The organism is Mucilaginibacter sp. (genome assembly GCF_965200995.1).
In the GTDB taxonomy this organism is placed as follows: Bacteria; Bacteroidota; Bacteroidia; order Sphingobacteriales; family Sphingobacteriaceae; genus Mucilaginibacter.
In genome coordinates this window covers 204738-227126 of sequence record NZ_OZ241743.1, presented here as the reverse complement: position 1 = coordinate 227126, position 22389 = coordinate 204738, and the positions used below count along the sequence as shown (strand labels likewise).

Below are 22389 nucleotides of genomic sequence, written 5' to 3'. Positions count from 1 at the left end.
CTAACGGTTTTGAGATGGAACAGGGGCAATTACCATGGCTTCGGCCTCTGAGGGTTTAAAGCCGTAGGCGTAAATGAGTATTGCCTTCTTGTTACTTGTATTTAAGTTTGAGAGTAACAGGTCATTTAAGCTGTTACCAGCCATAATACCGGCGTTGTCATCAGCTACCTGGGCTGGTATAGGCGTAATGCTCCAGTTGCCTGATGGATTGAGGTCGCGGTAAAAGTGATGGAACAGCTCCGCAAAAGCTTCGGAAATCTCCTGACGGTCTGGTGCAGTATGGTCATTAAACTCTTTGATGGCCTGTTTTTTTTCGCCGCCGTTACTCAAACCCGAAGCCTTTTCAGCATTAATCAGTTCCTTTGGGATAGAAAAGCCTTTAACAATACGCGCCTCTACTGATCTTTCAGTCGCCTCAAATAGCTTATCGTTGTTTTGGATGGCATATGGCTTGAATTCTGGTTTGGAGGATTCGTCTTCATATTCAATCACCAAAATCTTCTGGGCGCTTTTTGTACCCTGAAATGCGCCTAAATCTTTTTCGAATTGCGAGGGTGCAATGGTTCCGGATACACTGGCAGGTGCGCTGTTATCAGCCTCTTCGCGGCGGCTTTGCATAAACAGCATGGTAGATGGCAGAAAGCCGGTAGTTACTTCCCGGTTATTGAAGGTTTTGATACCGGCCTCGGTTTCAAAATCTTCCCATACGCTATCAGCCTCTATAAGCGGGTAATCATCAACTTCGGGGTTAAAATAGTAGAGCTGCCCTTTGTAGCTGTCCCAGCCGCCGGCTGCTATTACCTGTTCAATAATAATTTCGGGGTCAGGGTTGTAGGCATCCAAAAAGGTGATTTTCGAGCGCATGACGTGCTTCCAGGTTTTGCGCCCCCAGTCGTGATATAAAGCATATTTGCCTGCAGTTTGGGCGTTATCCGTATCGCCCATGCGGATATCTTCGAACCTTACATAATTTACTGACGAAATCTGGTAACGTGCATTGTAATTTACATGAAAGCCAAAACCGTTGAACAAGGCTTTATCGGTAGCTACCGCTTTTAATAGTTTGCTGAGGGTAAGGCCGGCCCCATTGATAGCCTGCTTACCCAGCGCTGTATTTTCAAAGCCGTTCCCCCCAATGTATTTAGCCCGCTTGTTCCAGCAATCCTTAGCGGTTGGCGAGGCAGCCACCAGTTCCAGCATTCGCTGCGGATAGGCATTGTCTGCATCGTAACTTAAAATGCCAAAAGTTTGATTGGGGCGTACCAGTATCCTGCGCTCTATTTGCGGTAAGTAAGTTTTCATTAAAATGTGGTAATGAGAGTTAGGTAATCACCGGCAGAGATGGTGCCGGTGTAAAGGAATAGTAGCGTCGAGAATCAAGGATTTGTGAGTCAGCAATATTCGTCAAATAGTTCTGCATCGTATTCCTCGTCCGGAATGTGCAGGAAAAGTTTGGCAATGTGCGGATACTCTTCCAGGTACCAGCGGGCTTCATCGTCGGTTAAACTTTCATTATCATGTACGGCGGTATCGCCGGGTGCAAACTGGTGTTTGCCGGGTTTCAGAATGTATTTGCGTGTCATGAAGTGTTTGGTGTGGCCGGTGGCGGGATGCCGGTGGCCGGGTTAAACAAGGGCAGGAGATGTATCAAAAAGCGGGTGGCCGAAGTAACATTTTCCCGGCCACCCGCAGTTGATGTTAAACAGTTAAGGCTTCCAGCGCGGCTAAGGTGCTGGCGTAGGTTGCCGTACCGCTTTGCGGTGCAATGTGCACAGCACGCGGCGGATAAGGTTCTTTTAATTTATCCGGGTTGGTAAGCTTCAGCTTGTAGCCGCCTTCAATAGTTTCATCTGCAGCGTTGCGCTCAGCATCGGTCAGCATTAAGCCGTTTACCGCACCAAACAGTTCAATGGCCGAATCGCTGGATTTGTAATTGTTGATTACAACGGCCTGCACACGGCCATAACCCATGGCCCGGAGCTGACTTTTTACGGCTACCGACAGACCGGCAATGTTAAAGTCGATCTCCTCCGTATAGCGCGGACCTGCCTGTGTTTTGGTCAGCTTTGAAATAGCATTGAAGCTGTTATTGGTGCCTTCAAACTTGTACACTTTGGCACTGCTTACTGCTGTTAAGCCGGTAATGATGAGCGGATTGGCAGCATCATAGGTGAGGGATATTTCATCCTGGTTAAAGATGTAAATAACATCTTCAATACCCGAAGTAACCGGCTCGCCGGCGGCCAGGCTAAACCCGGCGCTGATTTTATTGTAAATAGACATGTGTTTTTAAGAATTTGATTATGTGTTTTTTTGAGCGGGGAGCGAAATAAGAAAGGAGCAGAAATAATTTAGAGAAAGAAGTTATTTATATAACTCACATAATCTTCCCGCTCTCTGCTCCTTTCACCCGCTCTCCCTAAGCTGATAAATAAAACAGTTCATTAGCGAATTTAAAGGCCACTGCGGCTTTCATGCGGGCCTTCATGCGTACCACGTTATCGTTGGTATAAGGCTTCATGTAAACGGTGGACAGTTCTGAGGCATCGCCCAGCAGATCCACACCCAAAAAGAGGTTGCTGCTTCGGGCGCCCAACAGGGTATTGGCCTGCCAGTGGTTCATCAGTTGCAGCGGAATGCCGAGGTAATCCATCTTCTTTTTGTCGGTAAAGGCATTCAGTACGTTTACTGCCTTATTGGCCTGCGCCTGGGCGTAAGCATAACCTACGTGCAGCGGGATTTGCAGATTAAAATCGTCCTGAACACGGTCTGCCGGGTCTAACTGCGAGTATATATTGCTGAGCACGCCTAATACATTGCTGGCATTAATATAACTAACCATTGCTGAGGAAGCAGAACCGGTAAACAATGCAGCCTTACGGCTATTGATCTCATTGTAGTTACGTGCTAACTTAAATGAAGTAGCATCCACTACCTGAATAAAATACGATTGCCCCTGAACGTCAATAGCGGTGCCCGGGCCGTTGGTAACATCTTTGCTGCTGCCGGTTACACCGGTAATGGTAACCACATCGCCATCGGTAAGCGTAGCGGTGCTGCTTACGGTTACTACTCCGGAGGAGTTGATACCGGTTGCAGCCATTGAGGTGGCCGGTTTGCCTAAGCTGGTTTTAAACACACCGGTTGTTTCGGCTATCGAGGGCAGCAGACCCTTAAAAGGCTGTGTAAAAGCCGCCTCTTTGGTAGCCGATTTGCCCAGCCAGTATAACCGCTCATTGGCAATTTGTATTTTGGTGAGGTAGCGCTGCACCATAAAATCGCTCAGGTCAACCACGCCCTCATAATCGCTAAAGGCGCCGGGTGCAAGGCTTTGGGCTTCCCAGCTTTGCACCAGCTTATCCCATTGTTCCTGCTTCATAAATTCATACACTACCGGGTCGAGGTAGCTTTCGTTTTGCGTGGTATTGGTGCCTTGGTCATTAAACATGCCCGAGGGATCCTGCAGTTTTACATCATCATCCACATCAAGGATGATCTTGCGCGATTTAACATCGTTAATCACAGTGAGCAGTCCGCGTTTTACGGAGTCTGCCTCCAGCAGCGTGCTGGCCATAAACCCCGCCAGCGCTTCGCCGGCGTAGGTATTGTTGGTAAAGGTAAATTGAGCCATAATTGATGCCCCCCGGCCCCCTAAAGGGGGAGCTTATATTTGAAAGTAAAAGTGCCTTTTAGGGAAAGGTTCGCCCCCCGGCCCCCTAAAGGGGGAGCTTTATCAAGGTATAATTATTTTTAGGGAAAAGATTAGATTGATAACAGTAAAGCAAAAAGCAGCCTATGGATTAAGTATAACACCTGTTCCCCCTTCAGGGGGTTAGGGGGCGGGCATCCCTTACCGCCTTCTTTACCGCATTTTGGGCCAACTGGCTTTGCGGCGCGAAGAAAGGCTGACTTTCGGCTTTGGCCTTGTTGCTGCGCCTGGAGCCTTCGGGGGTAAAGGTGGATTTAATTTCATTCTTTACCTCATCGCGGGTTTGCTTCAGGCGGCTGGTAGCGGCTTCAAGGGCGGTGCGCGCTTCGGTGAGCAAAGCGTTCTGGGCATGAAGTTTAGCTTGCAGCGCCGCTATCTGGTTCTTAATTTCGCCGGGTTTACCTTTGGTGACAAGGCGGCTTTCGGGCATGGTGTCATCATCGTCCTCTGCCGCAGGCGAAGCAATGCTTTCAATAATGCCATCCTGTACCGTAAGCTGTTTGCCTGTAGGCGTGGTATATACATCATCAGCCGCAGGGGTTTCCATCGCTTCACTTTGGTACACTTCGGTACCGGTTTCAGGTTCGCCGGTATGGTACAGCGGGCCTTTGTCGGTAATGGTTTGTTTGTTCATTACCTTTTTAAAAAAGTTCATCAGTTTGTTTAAAACGGTGGTGCTTTTGTCCACCAGATCATGGTTCTGCAAATTCATGGTTGCGGTGCGGGGTGTGGTTATTGTATGATTTAAAATTTTGTTGATACAGCGCTGATAGACGGCAGGAGCGGTGCCTGTACAACGGCCAATTACCGCACTATTGGTAATTTTTGCCTGATAATCATCTACCCGGTTAATAAAGCCCAGCGCCAGTGCCTGGTCGGCCGTCATCCAGGTAACGGCATTAATGAGGCTGTTGATGGTAGCGGCATCAAGCCCTGTTTTATCTATGTAAATTTGAGCCAGGCGGGTTTGTACAGTGTTCAGCATTTGTACGTCCTTCAGCAGTTCATCGGCATTGCCGCCGCTGCCTACCATCGGTTTATGGATCATCAGCAGGGCATACCTGCTCATTACCACCTGCCTGCCGCCCATAGCTACGATGGAGGCTGCTGAGGCTGCCAGGGCATCAATATAAGTGGTAACATTGCCGGGATGTTTGCGGAGCAAATCATACATGGTGATGGCATCAAAGGCGGAGCCGCCTGCCGAGCTGATGTGCACATCTACATCCTGACCGCCGGCTGCGGCCAGCTGTGCCTGCAGGGCGGCGGGCGAGAGGCTGCCCGAGCCGATATCTTCTGTATCGGTGTCATAAAGGTAAATTTGATAGGGCATGAGTAAGAGGAGATTAATGATAGAATAAATGAGTGACGGAATGGCAGAACACTAAAATCAGTGTGCGTTGAAGCGGATTTTAATACCAAGCGGATAAAAAAGTATTGTTCAGGATAGAATAACGGACAGCGGATAGCTGCTAAGAATACTTAAAGCTCCGGATTACGATTACTGTAATTGTTGAGAAATTGCTTTGCTGAAATGCTTATGGTACTTGTGCCGGTTGGCATAAAACAAAGATGAGTATTTTAATTTAAAGATGTGGTGACACAACAATGTCAGTACCTGAAAAAGATTGCATGGCCCGCCAGATGGTTCTCTTATCCCTGTCAAATTTACCCTGTGCTTCAGTAACCGCCTGGTTGCGGCTGATGCGGCGGGTTTGTTCCTGCGCGGTAACCCATAAGTATACTTCACGATATAAGAACACTTTATCCGTAATAAACCCGGCTTTGTAAAGTGCCGAAAATGTGCCGTTGGCAAACAAGGCATTGGCTGCTTGAATATTCATCGTTTTAATGGTTATAAGTTGAAGGATTAGCCCAATAATATCAGTTCTGCCTTAGTGGGCTGACCTTTGCGCCAGCTGTCAATTTTGTTGATGTAATAATAGGCGCTGTCCTGCTCCAGGTAGATGGGTATCAGTAAGTCAAGCTCCAGTATATCCCGGGGCGAAAGTAAAAAGTAGCGCACTACCTTTTTACTGCGTTTCAGTATCTTTTCCAGTTCGGGGTAATACTTTAGGCGCAACTGATCATACAACAGGCTGTATTCGCCTGCCGGCTTGTCAAAGTAAGGCACACTGAGCACGCCGTTTACAGTTGCCGGGGCACTGGTGCCGCCATCGGTGAACCGCACTGTGCGGCTATCATAGTTGCGTAAATCCAATTTCTGGTCAATAAGCAGCCGGGGCTGGGTGTTTACGCTGAAATCATCCTTATCGCTTGTGGTGTCTGTCTTTACAATCTGTGCTATGGTATCACCTATCCAGCGGCGGTTCAGGCTGGGGGCAAACTGGCTCTCAAACAAATCGGCAGTAGCAGCAAGGGTGGCATCTTTAACTGTGATTTGTGCATTGGCAAAACCGGCAGGCAGTACATGCTCATCTTCTTTGTACTTCATTACATTTATCTGTGCATAACCGCCCAACTGAAAGCTGATAGCTTTACCCTGATTCAGGCATTTTTCCGTCCAGTTCTTAGCGACCGGGATATTGTTTACAATATCCCGGAACGAAGCAAAGGTAACGGTACGTGCGGTGTTGTCGGTTTGGCAGATGATGCCGAAATGCTGCAGCGTATCCTTGAGCAGATCCTTCTGGCTGATATCCGGAAAGATGCGCTCGCATTGCACCATCTGCGAATAAAGTACTTCCTCTTTCCTGTTGATGATAGATAAGGTAGCTTTACTCAAAGTGGCCTCGGTATACGTATTCAGTAAGGCATAGGTAACCAGTACCTGTGTGTTTTTCGGCATATCCACCTCTACCGAGATTTTTTTATCAGCATAGGTAGAATAGGTGCCCCATTCGCCCGTAGCGCCGTATTCTTCGCTCACCGAATAGTCGGTTACCTGATTATCGGGTGAATTGGCGCGGATGAAAAAGCGTATGGTAGCGCCCTTATTTTTGTGATTACTGCGCACAGCCACATTATAGGCAAACGTAATCGTCGCCTTCATATTTTCGGGTGCCGTATAGGAGCGTGTACCCAAATTAAACAAGCCGATACCGGTTTCTTCGGTAGTAAACAGTATCCGGTTGGTCGGGAATACCTTAATTGTCCGGTCGTTCAATTGCTGGTTCTGGGATTGTGAGACCACTACCGACAGGTTATCACTGCCGTTCTGGTAATCGGTACCATGCGTAAAGCTGTCATTAGCAAACTGCACAATCAGCTTCTTGTAAAGCGGATCATTAAGCAGGCTGCCCTTTGCCCGGTAACCAGCCGACTGCACCAGCAGATCAATAGCCGTGTGCAGAAAGAAGCCCGGCCGCAGGTAACGTACATCTATTTCCGGCGTTCCGGTATCATCCGGCGGTATCTTGCCATAATCTACTATGGGCCATATCCAGCCATCGGTGTAAGTTTGAGAGGCTACTACATTCTGCAGCGTCCATTGGTGCTGATAGGGCAGCCAGGGCTGTGCCTTGCCCCATTGCGTAAGCTGGTCGCCCATCTCGTACAGTTTACCATCAATATTATCAAAAAAGTCAACATTGCCGGAGAGTATAGTAAAGTTGGCTACATCCTGTTCAATGCTGCTGAGTTCGCCGGTGCCATAGGGGATGATTTCCAGCCCGTCCTGAACCACTTTTACCGGGTATTGGGTATAAGGCAGATCGCTGGTAACCGCAATATCATCCGGAAAGCCCAACAACGCACGGTTATGCTGGGTAAGCGGCAGTTTAAACTGGTTGGAGGTATTGCCCTGCTGATTTTTTACCTCGGCCAGGTTGTTGATCTGGAAAGTAAGGGCTACGGGGCTGTCATCGCTCAGATCGGCCAGTTGGTCATTAATGTAAAGTTGCATTGTTGGTTTATTTGTTCATTAGTTCATTAGTTCATCAGTCCCAATCAACTAATGAACCAATGAACCGAATCATTGCGTTTGTATGTTGATGCCCGGCAGGTTGAAGGTAACGCTGAAGGGCGCCTGCCCGTTGCGCGTTTCATATTCCATAAACGTAGCGGTGTTGAGTACTACAGTTTGCCATTGTACAGGGCTGCGGTTAAGCAGCAGCTGCACTTTGGGTGAGTATTTGAGGGCTTGTAATCCCTTAATATCGTTCACGGACAGATCTTCGGCCATAACTTTCATTTTCAGGCCGGCGCTCTTGCTGATCACCTCTTCCTGGCTATCCTGGTGCTGCCAGTCGCTCACATAGCGCTTGATAATAGTAGCGTTCTGCACGTCCAGGTTAATTTCCTGGTTATACACAAAGCGGTAATAGTTCCAGCTGCCGCTCAGCCCGATCCAGCGCAGGTATACCGACTGGTCATCCACCGCATCGTCAATACGGATAGTCTGTGTTTGCGTTAAATTATGAATGCCATGCTCATTGGCATACCTGAGCGTTAAATTCAGGTAGGCGGTTGTTGGATCATAGCTGCCGTTCAGGCGAAGGCGGTTTAAGCCGATATGCTGTGCCAGCGGCAAATTGCCCACGGTTTGCCGGCTGATGATGTACCGGCCGCCCTCTGCGTTCAACAAAAACGAATGGTCTTCATTAAGCAGAAAGGTAGTTTGCGGGCCGCCGGGCAGCGGCTGCCGGTTAATATCCAGTTGTACCACTTCGCAGAACACCTCCAGCCCGGCCATATCCTCGCTGTAGATAAAGCCAATGTCGAACGGGTAACCCGCACTGCAGGCAGGTTCGGCAAAATCAGTAAGCCAGCGGGCAGGGGGCTTTGCATTATACAGGTTGCTGAACGGCACGTAAGCGGCCATACTGCCGCCATAAATATCACCCAATTGCTTTGCTGCATAAATTACATAATACGGCTTTTCTATTAGGTGATACATGCGTGTAGCCTCATCTTCGTTCGGGCTGCTGTCCCAGCTTTCGGCATAGGCAATGGTGTAGCTGGCGCTCAGGTTATCATCCCGGTAGTTTAACTCGGTAAAGGTGCTTTCATCGCGGGCACGCAGCAGGCTCTGTAAAAAGCTGGATAAATCAGCTTTTACCAATCCGCTGCTGTTGGGCCGGTTGGTGCTGATGATGCTTTGCTGCTGCCCGGTGAGCTTATCCTGATAGGTGATGCGGGTGTAAATTTTGTAATAGGGCCGCAGGCGGTTACTGTTTACAAAGCCCGACTGCCCGGCCATGCCCGGCTGGTAAGGCAGGCCGATGACCACCTGGTTTTGATCGGCCATTACCTGCTGCACCTGGTAAGTGCCCTTACAGGCGTTGGTGCAGATGTAAATATAATCATCGGTAGTTAATGAGCCGATGCTGGCATCAATGGTGAGCAGGGTGCCCTTAGCGTGCGGTTCCAGGCGCATGAGGCTGGCATCCTTACGCTGGTAGGTGAACACTACCGGGTTGAAGGCTGCATTCCAGCGGCAAATGTTGCCGCCGCCCAGGTCGACCGACGGATCGGCCACCAGCAGGCTGTGGTTGGCCGGTATGTAGAAGCTGCTGGTAGCCGTGCAGCCGTTGGCATCGGCAATGCAGGCGGTATACCCGCCGCCCGGCAGGTTGCTGAATGTGGCAGAAGCCTGCCATTTGGTACCATCGACACTGTACTTTATGGGCAAAAAGCCGGAGCTGGCCTCAATGGTGATTTTGCCGTCGGCCGTGCCATAATCGCTTTCGGGCTGGTTGATGGTAACGGTATTGATAACGGCATCACAGGCGGGGGGCGGTGGTGTTACCGGCAGGCTCTCCGCCTCGGTGATGCTCAAAATGCTGACGGCGTAATGATAGGGGTTGGTGCCGCCGGTACGCTGCAACAGCCCCACTTTGGTACGGGCGCTCTGGCCGGGTATTACTACCTGCAATACAGGGCCAAATTGCCCGTCGGGATTGTCCTGGTAGGTAACCACGCAGTAATTGCCATTTACAGGCTGCCGCGTGGCGGCATCATACAGGCAGATGTAAGCCTCGCCGTACAATTCAGTAACGGTTGTGGGTACGTTACCGTTATAGCCGGATGAGGCCGGTTGCGTACTGATGACGGGCGCCCGGTAGTTGTATTCAACTTGTGCGTAAATATTCATTGGAAGGGAGATAAATAAAGTGAGGAAAGGAGCGGGGAGCAGGTATTGGGAGCCGCTTCTTTAAGCGCTCACTAACTGCTCAAAGTACATGGTGCTGAGCATCAGCGTAAGCCCTACGCCGGTGGTGTTTACATTGTACTTGTTGTACACCGGCAGGCATTTGGCCTTCAGCCCGGCCTTTATTTTAAAATAGCGGCCTTCGCCCTCGCGGTAACGGGCGGCTTTGGCCAGAAACTCGTTGGCCAGGTGCAGGGCCTGCTGTACCAGCGTTTCGTTATCAGCGGTGTACTGGCCGAATTCCGTTTTGTACAAAAATTCCAGGTACAGCGTAAAGGTATTATCTACCGAGCCGTTGAGTGCTGAGGCCAGCTCAATGGCCTGCAGCGGGTGCATAAAGATGCAGGGAAAGGCGGCATCGTCGGCCAATAAATTCAGCTCATTGGCCGTGCCATAGATGAAGGTAGTGGGGGCCGACAGCGTTTGCGTAATGGCCGCTATGGGATTGCGTATGGGCATGGGGTGGGGAAAGTCAAAAGTTAAAAGTCAAAATTCAAAAAGGGATAAGCCTGAAAAATCAGGCCAAAGAAGTGCATTGGTGCAGGATTGATACACAGCGCAATTCATATAAATAAACAGCTGTTTTAGAGTTCTTGCAAACTCATTTTCAGTTTCTTCCTACGTACTTGTTGCCTTCAAAATAATAATAAGAAGGGTCGGTGTCGCCGTACACCAGTTGGGTGCGCACCTTTGTGCCCAGGGTGCTGGTGTTGATCTTGGTAGGGCGGCCCATCATCAGGATAGCGGCATCCAGGGGCATACCCCGCACCGGCAGGCCGCCCCCCTTGATGATCTGCCACATAGCGGGGGTAAAATGGTAGAGCGTTTTTGGATCTTTGTCGTAAAAGTGCGTGTAGAACAGGTTTTCGGGAAGCTTGGTATTGTTGGTACCGCTTACGCTGGTTTCAATATATCCGGTTTGCCCTTTTGCTGTTTTTACATGGAAAACAAAAGGTGCGTTGTTAGTCCAACTTAATGTGATATCAGTGACGATAACTTTATCAAAACGTAAATTTTTTATAGATGGCGTTCGGTCATCCAAATCCAATGGATTGCCGTTTCGTATTTCATCATCATTGAGCCATAAAGGTTTATTCAAAAATAATTTCTTCGCAGCTATAAAGTCATTTAAAGGTATAATGTCAAATACATTATAACCATTTACAAAAGTGTCGTATTCATTGCCTACACTATCTTTAAAATAAGCTCTTTTATCCTGTTCAGCGCTTATCAGGGTAAGATGCATGCCCGATGCAGATGCCGGCAACTTTTTATTGTTTTTACTTTCAAAAGAATCATAGCCTTGTTGAACGTCGCTTTTATTCAACGGTAGCAGTATATAGGTTTCCCCGATTGTTTTGATAAACTCTCTGGTAGGCACCGGCCCATAAGCGTTATCAATTGACTGGCCAAAGGAAAATGAAGCAGCGGAAATAAACGTGATAAATAAGATGAACTTGGTCATAGAAAGGTTGATTGCTAATTATATTGGTAAATATAAATATCTCTTTTGAATTGCCAAAATTATTTATGAATGGTTTTATAGGTTTACGCGGTTGACCGTTTGCGCCAGAATATTCTGCTGATTATTTACATCCTTTACATCCACATAAATAGGGGGGAAGTTGTTGATCAGCTGGTAGGCCAGCGTATTGGCCAGCTGCTGCTGGTCCTGCATGGGCTGGCTGTAATAGCGGTTGGCGTTGCCGCCATCGGTAAAGATGCCGCCTATGGCATAGCCCCGGCCGGGGTTGGCTACCGAAAAATCGCGCCCACCGTGCATCACGTTAATAGCGCTTACCAGGTTGCGCGCCCAGGGGTTGGCCATGGCCTCGGATACCACCACCGCCTCGCCCGAGCGCAGGTAGGCGTTGGTATTATCGCTGCGGCTGTAGCCGGGCAGCAGGGCGCCCCGCCCATCTGATACGTACTGGCCGCCGCGGGCGAAGCCGGGTTTTTGCTTTACAATTTCGGCAATGGAAGTAGCGCCCTGCACGGCCATAAAGGCGGCCTGCGCAATGCCCAGCGCCTGCCCGATGAACGGGATGCCCGAGTAGGCGCTCAGCGAGGCCATGATGGACTTTTTGGTGTTCATGATCACATCGGCTATGGAGGCGGCTTTTTTGGCGGCGAAGGCGGCCTTGAAGGCCACGCTGTCCTTCTTCGTGTTCTTGAGTACGGCATCAATCAGGCGGTCGCCGGCGTGTATTTTGGAGCTGATGAGCTGATCTTCCAGTTCGGCCTTCTGTTTGGCGTAACGGGCATCAATGGCGGTAGTATCGCGGTTACGGGCCTCGGCGGCCTTTACCTCGGCATCGTGGCGAAGCTTGAGCAGATCCAGCTGCTGCTTTAGCGCGGCCGACTGGTGGCCGGTTTCCTGGCTTTTCTCGATGCCGTTTTGCAGCCCTTCTTCCTGCTCCTTAAAATCAAAATCGCGGTTGGTTTTCTGCTTATCGGTGCTGAGCTTATTGTTTAACCCGCTTTTTGCATCACCTGCCCGTTTAATAATGTTATCCTCTATAGCCATAGCGGCCAGTGCCGGGGCAGACGTTTGGCCGGCCAGGGCGGCCCTGCGCTGCCGGGCATCTGCCACTTCTTTGTCCAGTATTCGGGCTTTCTCCTCGTAGGTTTGCTCTAACTGTGTGATGGCCTGCTGCCGGGCCGTTTGCATGGCCTGGGTGCTGATGGTAAGCAGCTCCTTCTCGTAGCCGTCCAGCCGTTTCAGGTCATCATCCTGGTACTTTTTATTGATGGCGATGAGGGTAGCCACGCGTTCCTGCTCCAGTTGCTCCACCGTAGCCTTGTTGCCTTTGTACTTATCTTGTAAGGCTTTAAAGTGGGCATCGGTATCGTCAATCTCTTTGGCATAGCCCTCCAGCACCTTCTGGCTCATGCGAGCAATGGAGGCAATGCGCTCTTCGTTGGCTTCTTTGGTGGCTTGTTGGGTTTGGTTAATTTGCTTGAGGTGGGTTTGATGTAATTTTCCGGCACCTACTTTTTCTTTATCTTCTTTATCGATTTCTTCCTTGTATTTATCCTTGAATGCAGTTGTTACTTCACCAGCAATTTCAACCATACCATCTTTAGCCTTTTTAAAAGTATTAACTACTCCATGTGCTATGCCACTCATGTTTTTGCCAATATCGCTGAAACCTTGCTTCATCTCTGAAAAGTCGCCATGTGTAAGGCCGTGCCATATTTTGGCGATGGGTTTTAACTGATTACCGATGAATGTTGATATATCATGCCATACTGATTTGATGGTATCAGCAGGGTGCAAAATGGTGTTGAATATGGCTTCGCCCAAATTTTCGAAAACTTTCTTTACTTTTTCTACCACCACACCAATGGCAGCCAAACCGGTATGAAAGTATTTCAGCCCGGTTTTGTTGTGCGTTAAGTACTCGTACACCGATTGCAATACCAGCACCAGTAAACCAAAGCCGGTAGCCTTGATAGCGCCGCCAACACTTTGAAAACCTGTTTTGAGTACACTCAAGCCGCTTTTCATGGCATTGAAGCCGCTTGCAACGCCTTGCAGCGCAGGAGCAAACTCCTCACCAGCCTGCGTAGTAAATTTATCAAATGTGCTGCCTAAGGCCGCTATAGATTTGCCATGAAAGTCAAACACTTCACGGCTCTTATTCAGTTTCTTCTCCTGGTCGGCAATCGTGTTATTAAGCGTGCCAATCTGCACGTTCAGCTTTTTAGCTTCTTCCGAGTCAGCCCCTTTGGCTTTAGACACCCGGTCATACTGCTGGGCTAAGGAAACCAAAAATGCTTGGTTCTGCTGCAACGAGCCTTTGCTCAGATTCAGTGCCTTGATGTTGCTGTCAATCTGGGCGGTGTTCTCCTTGATAGCATCCTTAGCTACGCGCACTTGGGCAGCTACATCCTGGTAGGCCTTACTATTTTTCTGCCCGCTGGCGGCCAGTTCCTTTTGCCTGTTCAGCAGTTTATCCAGCTCGGTGTTCATTTGCAGTACCTCGCTTTTGAGCTTGTCGGTGTTAACGTTTACCTCCAGCAGTAGCTGTTTACTTATCTCATTCATGTATCTATGTTTTTATTGCCAATTGGCATAATGCTCTGCAAAAAGAAGCGGTTTAATGCTTCTTTAAAGATTTATGTTTTTTATTGAAAGCTGGTGCTTCCTGTAATCTGGACATTTCGGTTTCTATATAGTAATTGCTATCAGCATAAGTATAACCTTTAGGCATATCAACTTTATAATCTCCATCCAAAATTTTCTCATTAAGTTTTACGATATACCAATGATAATCGTTCGAAACTTCTACCTTATCGCTTAAAGGCTGATATGTACTATCTCGTGATATGTACGTTCCTACAAAGCTGGTACCTTGCTGATACATTTTGTCTCTTGACGTTCCGTATTTACTTTCAATCAACCCTATTTTCTTCTGACTTGTATCCAAAGCATCAACGAGCTGATTCTTTTTCCAACCAGCTATTTTAAGTTTTTCAATATCTGTTTTATTGATAGGTCTAACCAAGCGGTGTAACGGAAGAACGAATTTAGGACGTACTACAGCGAATGAATCCACATATAAAGAATCACCAGGCTTTACCTTATTCCATGTTTGGGCCACTTCTGATGCTGAAAATCCCTGGCCTATCCAGATGATGGACATGCCAGCCAGCAGCAGTATAAGGCCAATAAAGATAAGTTTGTTTAGACATCCACCGTTCCACCAGCGCGATATAAAGTTAGACATATAGGTTAGTTTAAGGTTGCTAATATTTTTGGTTGAATATAAATAGTAGATTTCATACTTGCAAAATTAGTTGTAAACAATTAAATCCCTTTTCATGGCATTGAAACCGCCTGCTGCTCCCTCTAAAGCAGTAGCAAAGCCGGGCCCAAGCTCTCCGGCTTTTCCTTTCAATGTATCCATTGAGGAGCCTAAATATTCTACAGATTGTTTGTGGGCACTAAATACTTCGCGGCTCTTTAATAGCTTTTGTTCCTGGTCTTCGATGGTATTGGAAAGCTGCCCGATTTTTACATTCAGGGCTTGCAGCCCTTTGGAATGGTCGCCTTGTTCGCGGCTTAGCAGCTCATACTGCTCAAGCAGGCCATTGAGCACCGCTTTGTTTTGGTTGAGCGAGCCATTGGACTGGTTAAGCACGGCAGCATTCCGGTCAAACTGCAAATTTGCTTTTTTCAGGGCTTCCTCAATCTTCTTGAGGCTGCCTGCACCTTCATTCAGGTTTTTGGCAAAGTCCCGGAACACTTTATCCAGTTCACCCTGCCCGTTATTAAGCTCGGCTATGGTTTTGTTGAGTTCTATAAGGCGCTGCTCCAGTGCACCTGCGCTGGCTTGTGCATCTTTCAGCTGTTGATTAATATCATTCATATAAATTGATTAAAATGCCAAATGGCATAATTAGTTAATCTAAAAGGCATTAATCATGCTTTTTAGATTGCTTTAAAAAGGGTGTAGCTTCTTGCAGTTGAACTTCAGAAGCATCGACGTAAAACAATTTTCGATTAGCATAAATATAACCTTCCGGTAAAACTTCTTTATTACCTGATTGACCCGGCAAAAAGTTGAGTTTTACCACATACCATTTGTCTATCATAATCTTATCTATTGAATCTTTGCTTATGTAGCTGCCTATGTAAGCACTACCAGTTTTATAAAGGCTATCTGCCCAAAAATTGTAGTCTCCTCTGATTAATTGTGGTTTGAGGGTAGTATCTAATTGGCTTTTCATTTTAACCTTCTGCCAATTGGGTATCTGCATGGTATCTATATCACTGGCAGTAATTGGTTTAACAAGTTGATAAGTATAAATAACATTATTATTATCATGATTCTTGAAGTAATGATTTGCAGCGTACAATTTGTCACCGGCTTTAACTTTTGACCATGATTCAGATGCATCGCTGTTTAAAAGTCCATGTAACCCCCAAGCAAACAGTGCAACCGCGATAGTTAAGAACAATGCGCCATAAAACAGCACGTTAATTTGCCCGTGCTTGGCCACCAGGCGCTGGTAAAAGTTGTAGCCTGCTACTCCTATAATCACATCTTCAATATCATCTATGTTTGGCATCGTAAATAGGTATTTAGTTTGTGCTTAAAAATAAGGCATGCTACGGAAATTAGCAAATAAAGTTACACACAAACTTGTGCAAATTCCTCACCAGCCTGCGTAGTAAATTTATCAAATGTGCTGCCTAAGGCCGCTATAGATTTGCCATGAAAGTCAAACACCTCACGGCTCTTGCTCAGCTTCTTTTCCTGATCGGCAATGGTGTTGTTGAGGGTGCCGATCTGCACATTCAGTTTCTTGGCTTCTTCCGAGTCAGCCCCTTTGGCTTTAGACACCCGGTCATACTGCTGGGCCAGGGAAGCCAGAAAAGCCTGGTTCTGCTGCAATGAGCCTTTGCTTAGATTCAATGCCTTTATATTGCTGTCAATCTGCGCGGTGTTCTCCTTAATAGCATCCTTAGCCACGCGCACTTGAGCGGCTACATCTTGGTATGCTTTGCTGTTCTTCTGCCCGCTGGCGGCCAGCTCCTTTTGCCTGTCCAATAGCTTGTCCAGCTCGGCGTTCACCTGCAGCACCTCGCTTTTGAGTTTATCAGTATTGACATTTACATCCAGCAGTATCTGTTTGCTTATCTCATTCATATATTTATGATTTAGTTGCCAATTGGCATAGTTTAATTAATGGAAGAAGCTGATTATGGCTTCTTGGATGACTTGTATCTTTTATTGAAAGCAGGCGCTTCTTCCAAACTAGTCCTGTCAACACCAACGTAATAATTACTATCAGCATAAGTGTAGCCTTTAGGCATATCCACAGCATTCACATCCATAAAAATCTTCATATTGGGTTTGATAACATACCAGTGATAATCATTTTTAACTTTTACTTTGTCTGTGAATGGCTGATATGTACTATCGCGAGATACATAAGTACCAATAAAACTTGTACCCTGCTGATACATTTTATCACTTGAAGTTCCGTAAGCACTAAAGATTAAACCAGTTTTATGATTTAATGTATCAATTGTATTAGCCAGTTTTTGCTTTTGCCAATCCTTGATATTCATTCTTTTTATATCTGAGATGTTAATCGGCCTTATCAAACGCCGACAATTAACTGAAAAAGTATCGTTAACTGTAGCGAAAGAATCTGTATATAAAGAATCACCTGGCTTTACTTTATTCCATGTCCTGGCAACTTCAGAAGCGGAAAACCCTTGCCCTATCCAAATAATAGACATGCCAGCCAGCAATAGAATCAAACCAATGAAAATGAGTTTATTGAGGCATCCGCCATTCCACCAGCGGGAAATAAAGTTAGACATTAAAGTAAGTTTAAGTTGCTAATATTTTTGGTTAAATATAAATAGTTGATTTCATACTTGCAAAATTATTTGTAAACAATTAAACCCCTTTTCATGGCATTAAAGCCACCTGCTGCTCCTTCTAAAACGGAGGCAAAACCTCGCCCAAATTCTCCCGCTTGTCCTTTAAGTGTATTTAAAGATGTTCCTAAATATTCTGTAGATTGCTTGTGAGCATCAAACACTTCACGACTTTTCTCTAATTTCTTTTCTTGGTCGGCAATAGTATTATTTAATGTACCGATCAACACATTCAGATTTTTAGCTGCTTCTGAATCGGCCCCTTTAGCTTTGGCTACTCTGTCATATTGGGAAGTCAGAGTGGTGAGCATGGCCTGATTCTGCTGCAATGTACCCTTATTCAGCTTTAAAGCCGCATTGTTGTGATCTAACTGCTCACGGTTCTTTACTAAAGCTGCCTCAGTTGCCCGAATCTTAGAGGTTAAGGTCTCATAAGCCGCCCCACTGGTCTTCCCGGTAGCAACCAGCTCTTCCTCTTTCTGTTTGAGCTTGTCAAGCTCTTTTGTAAGGGAGGTAATTTCCCTTTTAGTATCAGTGCTGTTCTTGCGCACCGCTTTGAGTATATCTTCGTTCTGTTCACTCATAATTATTATGTTTTAAATGCTGTTTGGCATATAAATGTCCGTAAAGATGCATTTACTGCTTCTTTGAAGAATGCTTGACAAAAAGGGTAGCCTCCTGTAACTGCACATCACCTGCATGTATATAAAATAAATTTTTATTAGCATAGGTATATCCAAAAGGGACTTCTTCTTTATTTCCTTGTTGTCCTGGCTTAAAATTGAGTTTTGTAACATACCATCTGTCTAATCCAATCTTATCTATTGAATCTTTGCTTACATAATCGCCTAAATACGCACTTTCAGCTTTATAAAGGCTGTCTGCCCAAAAGTTGATGTCGCCCCTTATTAGTTGTGGCTTGAGGGAGGTGTCTATCTGACTTTTTAATTTCAGCTTCTGCCAATCAGGAATATCCATGCTATCTATATCATTGGCCGTTGACGGCCTGATAAGCTGATAAGTGTAAATTACATTGTTGTTGTCATGATTTTTGAAATAATGATTTGCCGCATATAACTTAACACCTGGCTTAACTTTTCCCCATGATTCATCTGCACCACTATTAACCAATGCATGCAAACCCCAAGCGAATAAAGCTACGGCAATAGTTAAAAACAATGCCCCATAAAACAATACATTGATTTGCCCATGCTTACCTGCCAAGCGCTGGTAAAAATTGTAGCCCACTATCCCTATAACCACTTCCCTTAAACTGCTCATAATTGTAATTCAATTTAGTTTGTGCCTAAAGATAAACAGTACTATATAAATTAGCAAATAAATCTACAGGCGTACATTTAGTGTAAATTCCTCACCGGCCTGTGTATTAAACTTATCAAACATGCTGCCCAGGGCTGCTACAGTTTTGCCATAAAAGTCAAACACCTCGCGGCTCTTATTCAGTTTCTTCTCCTGGTCGGCAATCGTGTTATTAAGCGTGCCAATCTGCACGTTCAGCTTTTTAGCTTCCTCCGAGTCGGCACCTTTAGCTTTAGATACCCGGTCATACTGCTGGGCAAGGGAGGTCAGAAACGCTTGGTTCTGCTGCAATGAGCCTTTGCTCAGGTTGAGTGCCTTGATATTGCTGTCAATCTGCGCCGTGTTCTCCTTAATAGCATCCTTAGTCACGCGCACCTGGGCGGCTACGTCCTGGTAGGCTTTGCTGTTTTTCTGCCCGCTGGCGGCCAGCTCCTTTTGCCTGTCTAATAGCTTGTCCAGCTCGGTGTTCATTTGCAGTACCTCGCTTTTGAGTTTATCAGTATTGACATTTACATCCAGCAGTATCTGTTTGCTTATCTCATTCATTAAAATTATGTTTTGAATGCCTTGTGGCATATTAAGTTGGGAAGGATATACAAAAACGTATATCCTTGAAAAAGATCAATTTCTGCCTACGTACTTGTTGCCTTCGAAGTAATAATAAGAGGGGTTAGTATCGCCGTACACCAACTGGGTACGCACTTTTGTGCCCAAATCACTGCTGTTAATTTTGGCAGGGCGGCCCATCATCAGAATGAAGGCATCCATGGGCATACCTTTTACGGGTAGCCCGCCGCCTTTGATTATCTGCCACATGGCTGGGGTAAAGTGGTAGAGCGTTTTAGGATATTTGTCGTAAAAGTGGGTGTAAAATAAATCGTCTGGTAACTTTTTGGTGTTTGTACCACTTACACTGGTTGCTACATACCCAATTTGGCCTTTGAGTGTTTTTACTATAAAAATAAGAGGTTCATCAACAATAGAATTGAAATATATGTCCTGTACAGTAACTGGCTCAAAACGTACATTTTTAACTTCGTTATCAACTATCGACTCGTCTAAGCGATCAGATCCCCAAATTTCATTATCATTCAACCATAGTGTTTTGTTTAAGAATAACTTTTTAGCTTCTAAGAAGTCGCTGAGTAACATCATGTCAAGCATTTGGTTACCACTGTCTTTATACACATGTACTCTGTATTCGTTACCTACACTATCTGCAAACAAAGCATGATGCTCATTATCAATATTTTTTAATATCAAATGTTTGCCCTTTTCTGTTGCCGGCAATGGTTGGTTTTGTTTAATATTTTTATGGTTGTATAGCCTCTTTTCGCATCTTGTTTATCTAATGCGATAACTACATAATTTTGGCCAATCGTTTCTTTAAGTTCTTTAGTTTTAACTGGCCCGTAAGCATTATCAGTTGATTGGCTAAAGCCAGCTAACGCTGCAAAAACCGAAATGAGTGTAATAAATATTTTTTTCATGATCTGTTTATGTTGCTTACATATACGGTTAAATATAAAACTTAGTGGATAAAGTTGCAAACTTAACTGTAAACCACGTTTAGCAAAGCTGCCTACATAGCGCATCGAAGTTGCAAACTTCGATGAACAGGGGTAACTGCTTTAAGCTATCAGCGTTAATTTTGATATCAATATTTATATTTTCGTTAGGCATAAATAATGTTTTTTATGTTGATTGGCATAGTTTATTAGAAAAATTAGCCGCTCGGCTAATCCTGAATAGTAGTTAGCTTATTGTTTTTAAAGTAATAGTAACTATAACCATATACCCACTGCTCTGATATGGCATAGGCTGTGGTAGTGCGGTTAATCTTATCGGGCACGCCTTTCACTAGTCGCAGGGCATCGCCGGGCATGCCCAGGTAAATCTTCTTAGCCTTCACCGCTGCCCAGGCAGCCGGAGACAGGTGGTAAGTAAGCTTGGGATCTTTAGTAAAAAATACTTTTCCAAAAATATCGTCATTAGTAGCATGGTATATGGAATAAGAGGTATTGGTGTCACTAACACTTAAACTACATTCGCTGGTATCGCCCTTGGCCGTTTTAATGATAAATTGTACGGGGGTTCCATGATAATCACTGGGTAGTATATTTATTACAGTAACCCGCTCAAAACGTACCGGCAAAATTTTATTTGTTTTGTTATAAGGATATAGCACCTTGTTGTCATTCACCCACAATGCCTTACCTGTAAATAACTTTTTACTGTTTTCTAAATCTGAAACATTCATCAAAGTTGTGAACTCTTGAGCTAAGTAAATATCTACTTCATATTTAATACCCTGTTCATCCGTAAAATAACCGATATTCTTACCCGGCTCATTAATTAATTTATTTAACGTGAGTATTTTACCTGCAATATCTTTGTTGAACAATTCCCTATTAGGCTGGTCGGCTCGTATGATATCATAGTATGCAGTAGAAGGATCTCTATTTATTACCATGTACTTTTCTCCAACTGTTTGTTCTAATGAACGAAATGCAAGTATACAGTCAGTCCTGATCTCCTCCGTTTGGGCGTAAGCATTGTATGTGATATTTACAATGGTAATAAGAATTAGTAGTATTCTTTTCATGTTTAAATGCTGATAATTTGAATAGATATAAAACTTATTTATAAACTAAATTTATGAAAAATGGTTCGCAAATCACTATAGATGAATGCTTACTTATAAAATTTGCATTATTGAGAACTAATCCTGAATAGTAGTGAGTTTATCATTCCTGAAATAATAATAGCTATAACCGTATACCCACTGCTCCGATATGGCATAGCCGGTAGTAGTGCGGTTAATCTTATCGGGTGCGCCTTTCACCAGCCGCAGGGCATCGCCGGGCATGCCTATGTAAATCTTCTTAGCCCTCACGGCTGCCCAGGCAGCCGGAGATAGATGGTAGGTAAGCTTGGGGTCTTTATCGAAAAACACACTGCCAAATCTATAGTCATCACCATCATTGAACATGCTGTCACCCCTGTTGGTGTCGCTAACGTTTAAACTACATTCGCTGGTATCGCCCTTGGCCGTTTTAACGATAAACTTTACAGGAGTTCCATGATAATCACTGGGTAGTATATTTATTACAGTAACCCGCTCAAAACGCGCGGGTAAGATTTTACTGAGTTTATTATAGGGTTTTAGCACTTTATTATCATTAATCCACAATGATTTATTGAGAAATAATTTTTTCGTGTTATCAACATCGGTGATATTTAAAAGAAAATATATATCTCCGCCTCCATAGTTCTCATATGTATAAGTATAATTATCCGAATCAACAAAAGAATATGTGTTATAACTTTCACTAACTACAGTCAGTATCTTTCCACAAAGATCATGGTTAAATAGCTTTTTATTAGGATGATCTGTTCTTTTGAATCCGGTATATTCATCGTTTGTATCACCGTGTGAAAGTACCAGATACTTCTCTCCGGTTGTTTCACTAAGCATCCGGTAGGGTAAGATGCAATTGTTATTTATTTGAGCGCGGGTATTCCATACAATACATGTAATTGAAGCAATAATCAATGATATTTTTTTCATGTTTAAGTTGCTAATATTATTGGTAAACATAATAATTTGCATCTATTACTCCAAACTTTGAGTGCCAAAAAATTGCTGCAAATACATCTTAACTTCGGTAAAGATGCCGCCTATGGCATAGCCCCGGCCGGGGTTGTCTACCGAAAAATCGCGCCCGCCGTGCATCACATTGATGGCGCTCACCAGGTTGCGCGCCCAAGGGTTGGCCATGGCCTCGGATACCACCACCGCCTCGCCCGAGCGCAGGTAGGCGTTGGCAAGGCAGCAGTATATAT

24 protein-coding genes are annotated in these 22389 nt (G+C 45.4%); all 24 read right to left on the bottom strand.

Translation table 11 applies throughout. The annotated features are described in order from the left end of the window. The 24 genes from ACY652_RS01150 to ACY652_RS01035 all read right to left on the bottom strand — a co-directional run bounded on the left by ACY652_RS01150 (position 1) and on the right by ACY652_RS01035 (position 22324). Positions 1–1302, bottom strand: coding sequence for a hypothetical protein (locus ACY652_RS01150; protein ID WP_462266089.1), 1302 nt, complete (start codon positions 1300–1302; stop codon positions 1–3). Positions 1303–1391: 89 nt separating this feature from the next. Next, the gene (locus ACY652_RS01145; protein ID WP_462266088.1) at positions 1392–1583 is read right to left on the bottom strand and encodes a hypothetical protein; all 192 of its coding nucleotides are present in this window, start codon (positions 1581–1583) and stop codon (positions 1392–1394) included. 115 nt (positions 1584–1698) lie between these two features. Further along, positions 1699–2283 (bottom strand): hypothetical protein, encoded by a 585-nt coding sequence (locus ACY652_RS01140; RefSeq protein WP_462266087.1) that lies wholly within the window; start codon positions 2281–2283, stop codon positions 1699–1701. Between the two features lie 136 nt (positions 2284–2419). Next, positions 2420–3631, bottom strand: a complete 1212-nt coding sequence (locus tag ACY652_RS01135; RefSeq protein WP_462266086.1) for a hypothetical protein — start codon at positions 3629–3631, stop codon at positions 2420–2422. 193 nt (positions 3632–3824) lie between these two features. After that, the gene (locus ACY652_RS01130; protein ID WP_462266085.1) at positions 3825–5042 is read right to left on the bottom strand and encodes a head maturation protease, ClpP-related; all 1218 of its coding nucleotides are present in this window, start codon (positions 5040–5042) and stop codon (positions 3825–3827) included. Between the two features lie 253 nt (positions 5043–5295). After that, a complete protein-coding gene (locus tag ACY652_RS01125; RefSeq protein WP_462266084.1) occupies positions 5296–5553 on the bottom strand; it encodes a hypothetical protein in 258 nt (85 codons plus the stop codon). Between the two features lie 26 nt (positions 5554–5579). Beyond that, on the bottom strand, positions 5580–7574 hold the full coding sequence (locus ACY652_RS01120) for a hypothetical protein (RefSeq protein WP_462266083.1): 1995 nt from the start codon (positions 7572–7574) through the stop codon (positions 5580–5582). Between the two features lie 69 nt (positions 7575–7643). Next, the gene (locus ACY652_RS01115) at positions 7644–9764 is read right to left on the bottom strand and encodes a hypothetical protein (protein ID WP_462266082.1); all 2121 of its coding nucleotides are present in this window, start codon (positions 9762–9764) and stop codon (positions 7644–7646) included. A gap of 60 nt (positions 9765–9824) precedes the next feature. Continuing rightward, on the bottom strand, positions 9825–10280 hold the full coding sequence (locus tag ACY652_RS01110; protein WP_462266081.1) for a hypothetical protein: 456 nt from the start codon (positions 10278–10280) through the stop codon (positions 9825–9827). A gap of 148 nt (positions 10281–10428) precedes the next feature. Continuing rightward, positions 10429–11286, bottom strand: coding sequence for a hypothetical protein (locus tag ACY652_RS01105; RefSeq protein ID WP_462266080.1), 858 nt, complete (start codon positions 11284–11286; stop codon positions 10429–10431). A 75-nt stretch (positions 11287–11361) separates the two neighbouring features. Further along, positions 11362–13872 carry a hypothetical protein gene (locus tag ACY652_RS01100; RefSeq protein ID WP_462266079.1) on the bottom strand — a complete coding sequence of 837 codons (2511 nt, stop codon included), beginning with the start codon at positions 13870–13872 and terminating at the stop codon, positions 11362–11364. 52 nt (positions 13873–13924) lie between these two features. Beyond that, positions 13925–14554, bottom strand: a complete 630-nt coding sequence (locus ACY652_RS01095; RefSeq protein ID WP_462266078.1) for a hypothetical protein — start codon at positions 14552–14554, stop codon at positions 13925–13927. Between the two features lie 66 nt (positions 14555–14620). Beyond that, positions 14621–15196 carry a hypothetical protein gene (locus ACY652_RS01090; RefSeq protein ID WP_462266077.1) on the bottom strand — a complete coding sequence of 192 codons (576 nt, stop codon included), beginning with the start codon at positions 15194–15196 and terminating at the stop codon, positions 14621–14623. A 49-nt stretch (positions 15197–15245) separates the two neighbouring features. Further along, on the bottom strand, positions 15246–15899 hold the full coding sequence (locus tag ACY652_RS01085; RefSeq protein ID WP_462266076.1) for a hypothetical protein: 654 nt from the start codon (positions 15897–15899) through the stop codon (positions 15246–15248). Positions 15900–15961: 62 nt separating this feature from the next. Further along, on the bottom strand, positions 15962–16480 hold the full coding sequence (locus ACY652_RS01080; RefSeq protein ID WP_462266075.1) for a hypothetical protein: 519 nt from the start codon (positions 16478–16480) through the stop codon (positions 15962–15964). Positions 16481–16533: 53 nt separating this feature from the next. After that, on the bottom strand, positions 16534–17163 hold the full coding sequence (locus ACY652_RS01075) for a hypothetical protein (protein WP_462266074.1): 630 nt from the start codon (positions 17161–17163) through the stop codon (positions 16534–16536). A gap of 65 nt (positions 17164–17228) precedes the next feature. After that, positions 17229–17807 (bottom strand): hypothetical protein, encoded by a 579-nt coding sequence (locus ACY652_RS01070; RefSeq protein WP_462266073.1) that lies wholly within the window; start codon positions 17805–17807, stop codon positions 17229–17231. A 52-nt stretch (positions 17808–17859) separates the two neighbouring features. Next, positions 17860–18504, bottom strand: a complete 645-nt coding sequence (locus tag ACY652_RS01065) for a hypothetical protein (RefSeq protein ID WP_462266072.1) — start codon at positions 18502–18504, stop codon at positions 17860–17862. A 63-nt stretch (positions 18505–18567) separates the two neighbouring features. Further along, entirely contained in the window at positions 18568–19089 is a 522-nt protein-coding gene (locus tag ACY652_RS01060; protein ID WP_462266071.1) for a hypothetical protein, read from the bottom strand. 75 nt (positions 19090–19164) lie between these two features. Continuing rightward, a complete protein-coding gene (locus ACY652_RS01055) occupies positions 19165–19833 on the bottom strand; it encodes a hypothetical protein (RefSeq protein WP_462266070.1) in 669 nt (222 codons plus the stop codon). Next, positions 19803–20033, bottom strand: a complete 231-nt coding sequence (locus tag ACY652_RS01050) for a hypothetical protein (RefSeq protein ID WP_462266069.1) — start codon at positions 20031–20033, stop codon at positions 19803–19805. The genes ACY652_RS01055 and ACY652_RS01050 overlap by 31 nt, the downstream gene beginning before the upstream one ends. 248 nt (positions 20034–20281) lie before the next feature. Continuing rightward, entirely contained in the window at positions 20282–21148 is an 867-nt protein-coding gene (locus ACY652_RS01045) for a hypothetical protein (protein WP_462266068.1), read from the bottom strand. A 117-nt stretch (positions 21149–21265) separates the two neighbouring features. Then, positions 21266–22021: a hypothetical protein gene (locus ACY652_RS01040; protein ID WP_462266067.1), complete on the bottom strand. Its 756-nt coding sequence runs from the start codon at positions 22019–22021 to the stop codon at positions 21266–21268. Positions 22022–22159: 138 nt separating this feature from the next. After that, positions 22160–22324: a hypothetical protein gene (locus tag ACY652_RS01035; protein WP_462266066.1), complete on the bottom strand. Its 165-nt coding sequence runs from the start codon at positions 22322–22324 to the stop codon at positions 22160–22162. Positions 22325–22389 lie beyond the last annotated feature (65 nt).

Excerpts from the sequence above, each read along its gene's own strand:
- ACY652_RS01150 (WP_462266089.1), bottom strand. The coding sequence starts at position 1,302 with ATGAAAACTTACTTACCGCAAATAGAGCGCAGGATACTGGTACGCCCC.
- ACY652_RS01145 (WP_462266088.1), bottom strand. The coding sequence starts at position 1,583 with ATGACACGCAAATACATTCTGAAACCCGGCAAACACCAGTTTGCACCC.
- ACY652_RS01140 (WP_462266087.1), bottom strand. The coding sequence starts at position 2,283 with ATGTCTATTTACAATAAAATCAGCGCCGGGTTTAGCCTGGCCGCCGGC.
- ACY652_RS01135 (WP_462266086.1), bottom strand. The coding sequence starts at position 3,631 with ATGGCTCAATTTACCTTTACCAACAATACCTACGCCGGCGAAGCGCTG.
- ACY652_RS01130 (WP_462266085.1), bottom strand. The coding sequence starts at position 5,042 with ATGCCCTATCAAATTTACCTTTATGACACCGATACAGAAGATATCGGC.
- ACY652_RS01125 (WP_462266084.1), bottom strand. The coding sequence starts at position 5,553 with ATGAATATTCAAGCAGCCAATGCCTTGTTTGCCAACGGCACATTTTCG.
- ACY652_RS01120 (WP_462266083.1), bottom strand. The coding sequence starts at position 7,574 with ATGCAACTTTACATTAATGACCAACTGGCCGATCTGAGCGATGACAGC.
- ACY652_RS01115 (WP_462266082.1), bottom strand. The coding sequence starts at position 9,764 with ATGAATATTTACGCACAAGTTGAATACAACTACCGGGCGCCCGTCATC.
- ACY652_RS01110 (WP_462266081.1), bottom strand. The coding sequence starts at position 10,280 with ATGCCCATACGCAATCCCATAGCGGCCATTACGCAAACGCTGTCGGCC.
- ACY652_RS01105 (WP_462266080.1), bottom strand. The coding sequence starts at position 11,286 with ATGACCAAGTTCATCTTATTTATCACGTTTATTTCCGCTGCTTCATTT.
- ACY652_RS01100 (WP_462266079.1), bottom strand. The coding sequence starts at position 13,872 with ATGAATGAGATAAGTAAACAGCTACTGCTGGAGGTAAACGTTAACACC.
- ACY652_RS01095 (WP_462266078.1), bottom strand. The coding sequence starts at position 14,554 with ATGTCTAACTTTATATCGCGCTGGTGGAACGGTGGATGTCTAAACAAA.
- ACY652_RS01090 (WP_462266077.1), bottom strand. The coding sequence starts at position 15,196 with ATGAATGATATTAATCAACAGCTGAAAGATGCACAAGCCAGCGCAGGT.
- ACY652_RS01085 (WP_462266076.1), bottom strand. The coding sequence starts at position 15,899 with ATGCCAAACATAGATGATATTGAAGATGTGATTATAGGAGTAGCAGGC.
- ACY652_RS01080 (WP_462266075.1), bottom strand. The coding sequence starts at position 16,480 with ATGAATGAGATAAGCAAACAGATACTGCTGGATGTAAATGTCAATACT.
- ACY652_RS01075 (WP_462266074.1), bottom strand. The coding sequence starts at position 17,163 with ATGTCTAACTTTATTTCCCGCTGGTGGAATGGCGGATGCCTCAATAAA.
- ACY652_RS01070 (WP_462266073.1), bottom strand. The coding sequence starts at position 17,807 with ATGAGTGAACAGAACGAAGATATACTCAAAGCGGTGCGCAAGAACAGC.
- ACY652_RS01065 (WP_462266072.1), bottom strand. The coding sequence starts at position 18,504 with ATGAGCAGTTTAAGGGAAGTGGTTATAGGGATAGTGGGCTACAATTTT.
- ACY652_RS01060 (WP_462266071.1), bottom strand. The coding sequence starts at position 19,089 with ATGAATGAGATAAGCAAACAGATACTGCTGGATGTAAATGTCAATACT.
- ACY652_RS01050 (WP_462266069.1), bottom strand. The coding sequence starts at position 20,033 with ATGAAAAAAATATTTATTACACTCATTTCGGTTTTTGCAGCGTTAGCT.
- ACY652_RS01045 (WP_462266068.1), bottom strand. The coding sequence starts at position 21,148 with ATGAAAAGAATACTACTAATTCTTATTACCATTGTAAATATCACATAC.
- ACY652_RS01040 (WP_462266067.1), bottom strand. The coding sequence starts at position 22,021 with ATGCTTAGTGAAACAACCGGAGAGAAGTATCTGGTACTTTCACACGGT.
- ACY652_RS01035 (WP_462266066.1), bottom strand. The coding sequence starts at position 22,324 with ATGGCCAACCCTTGGGCGCGCAACCTGGTGAGCGCCATCAATGTGATG.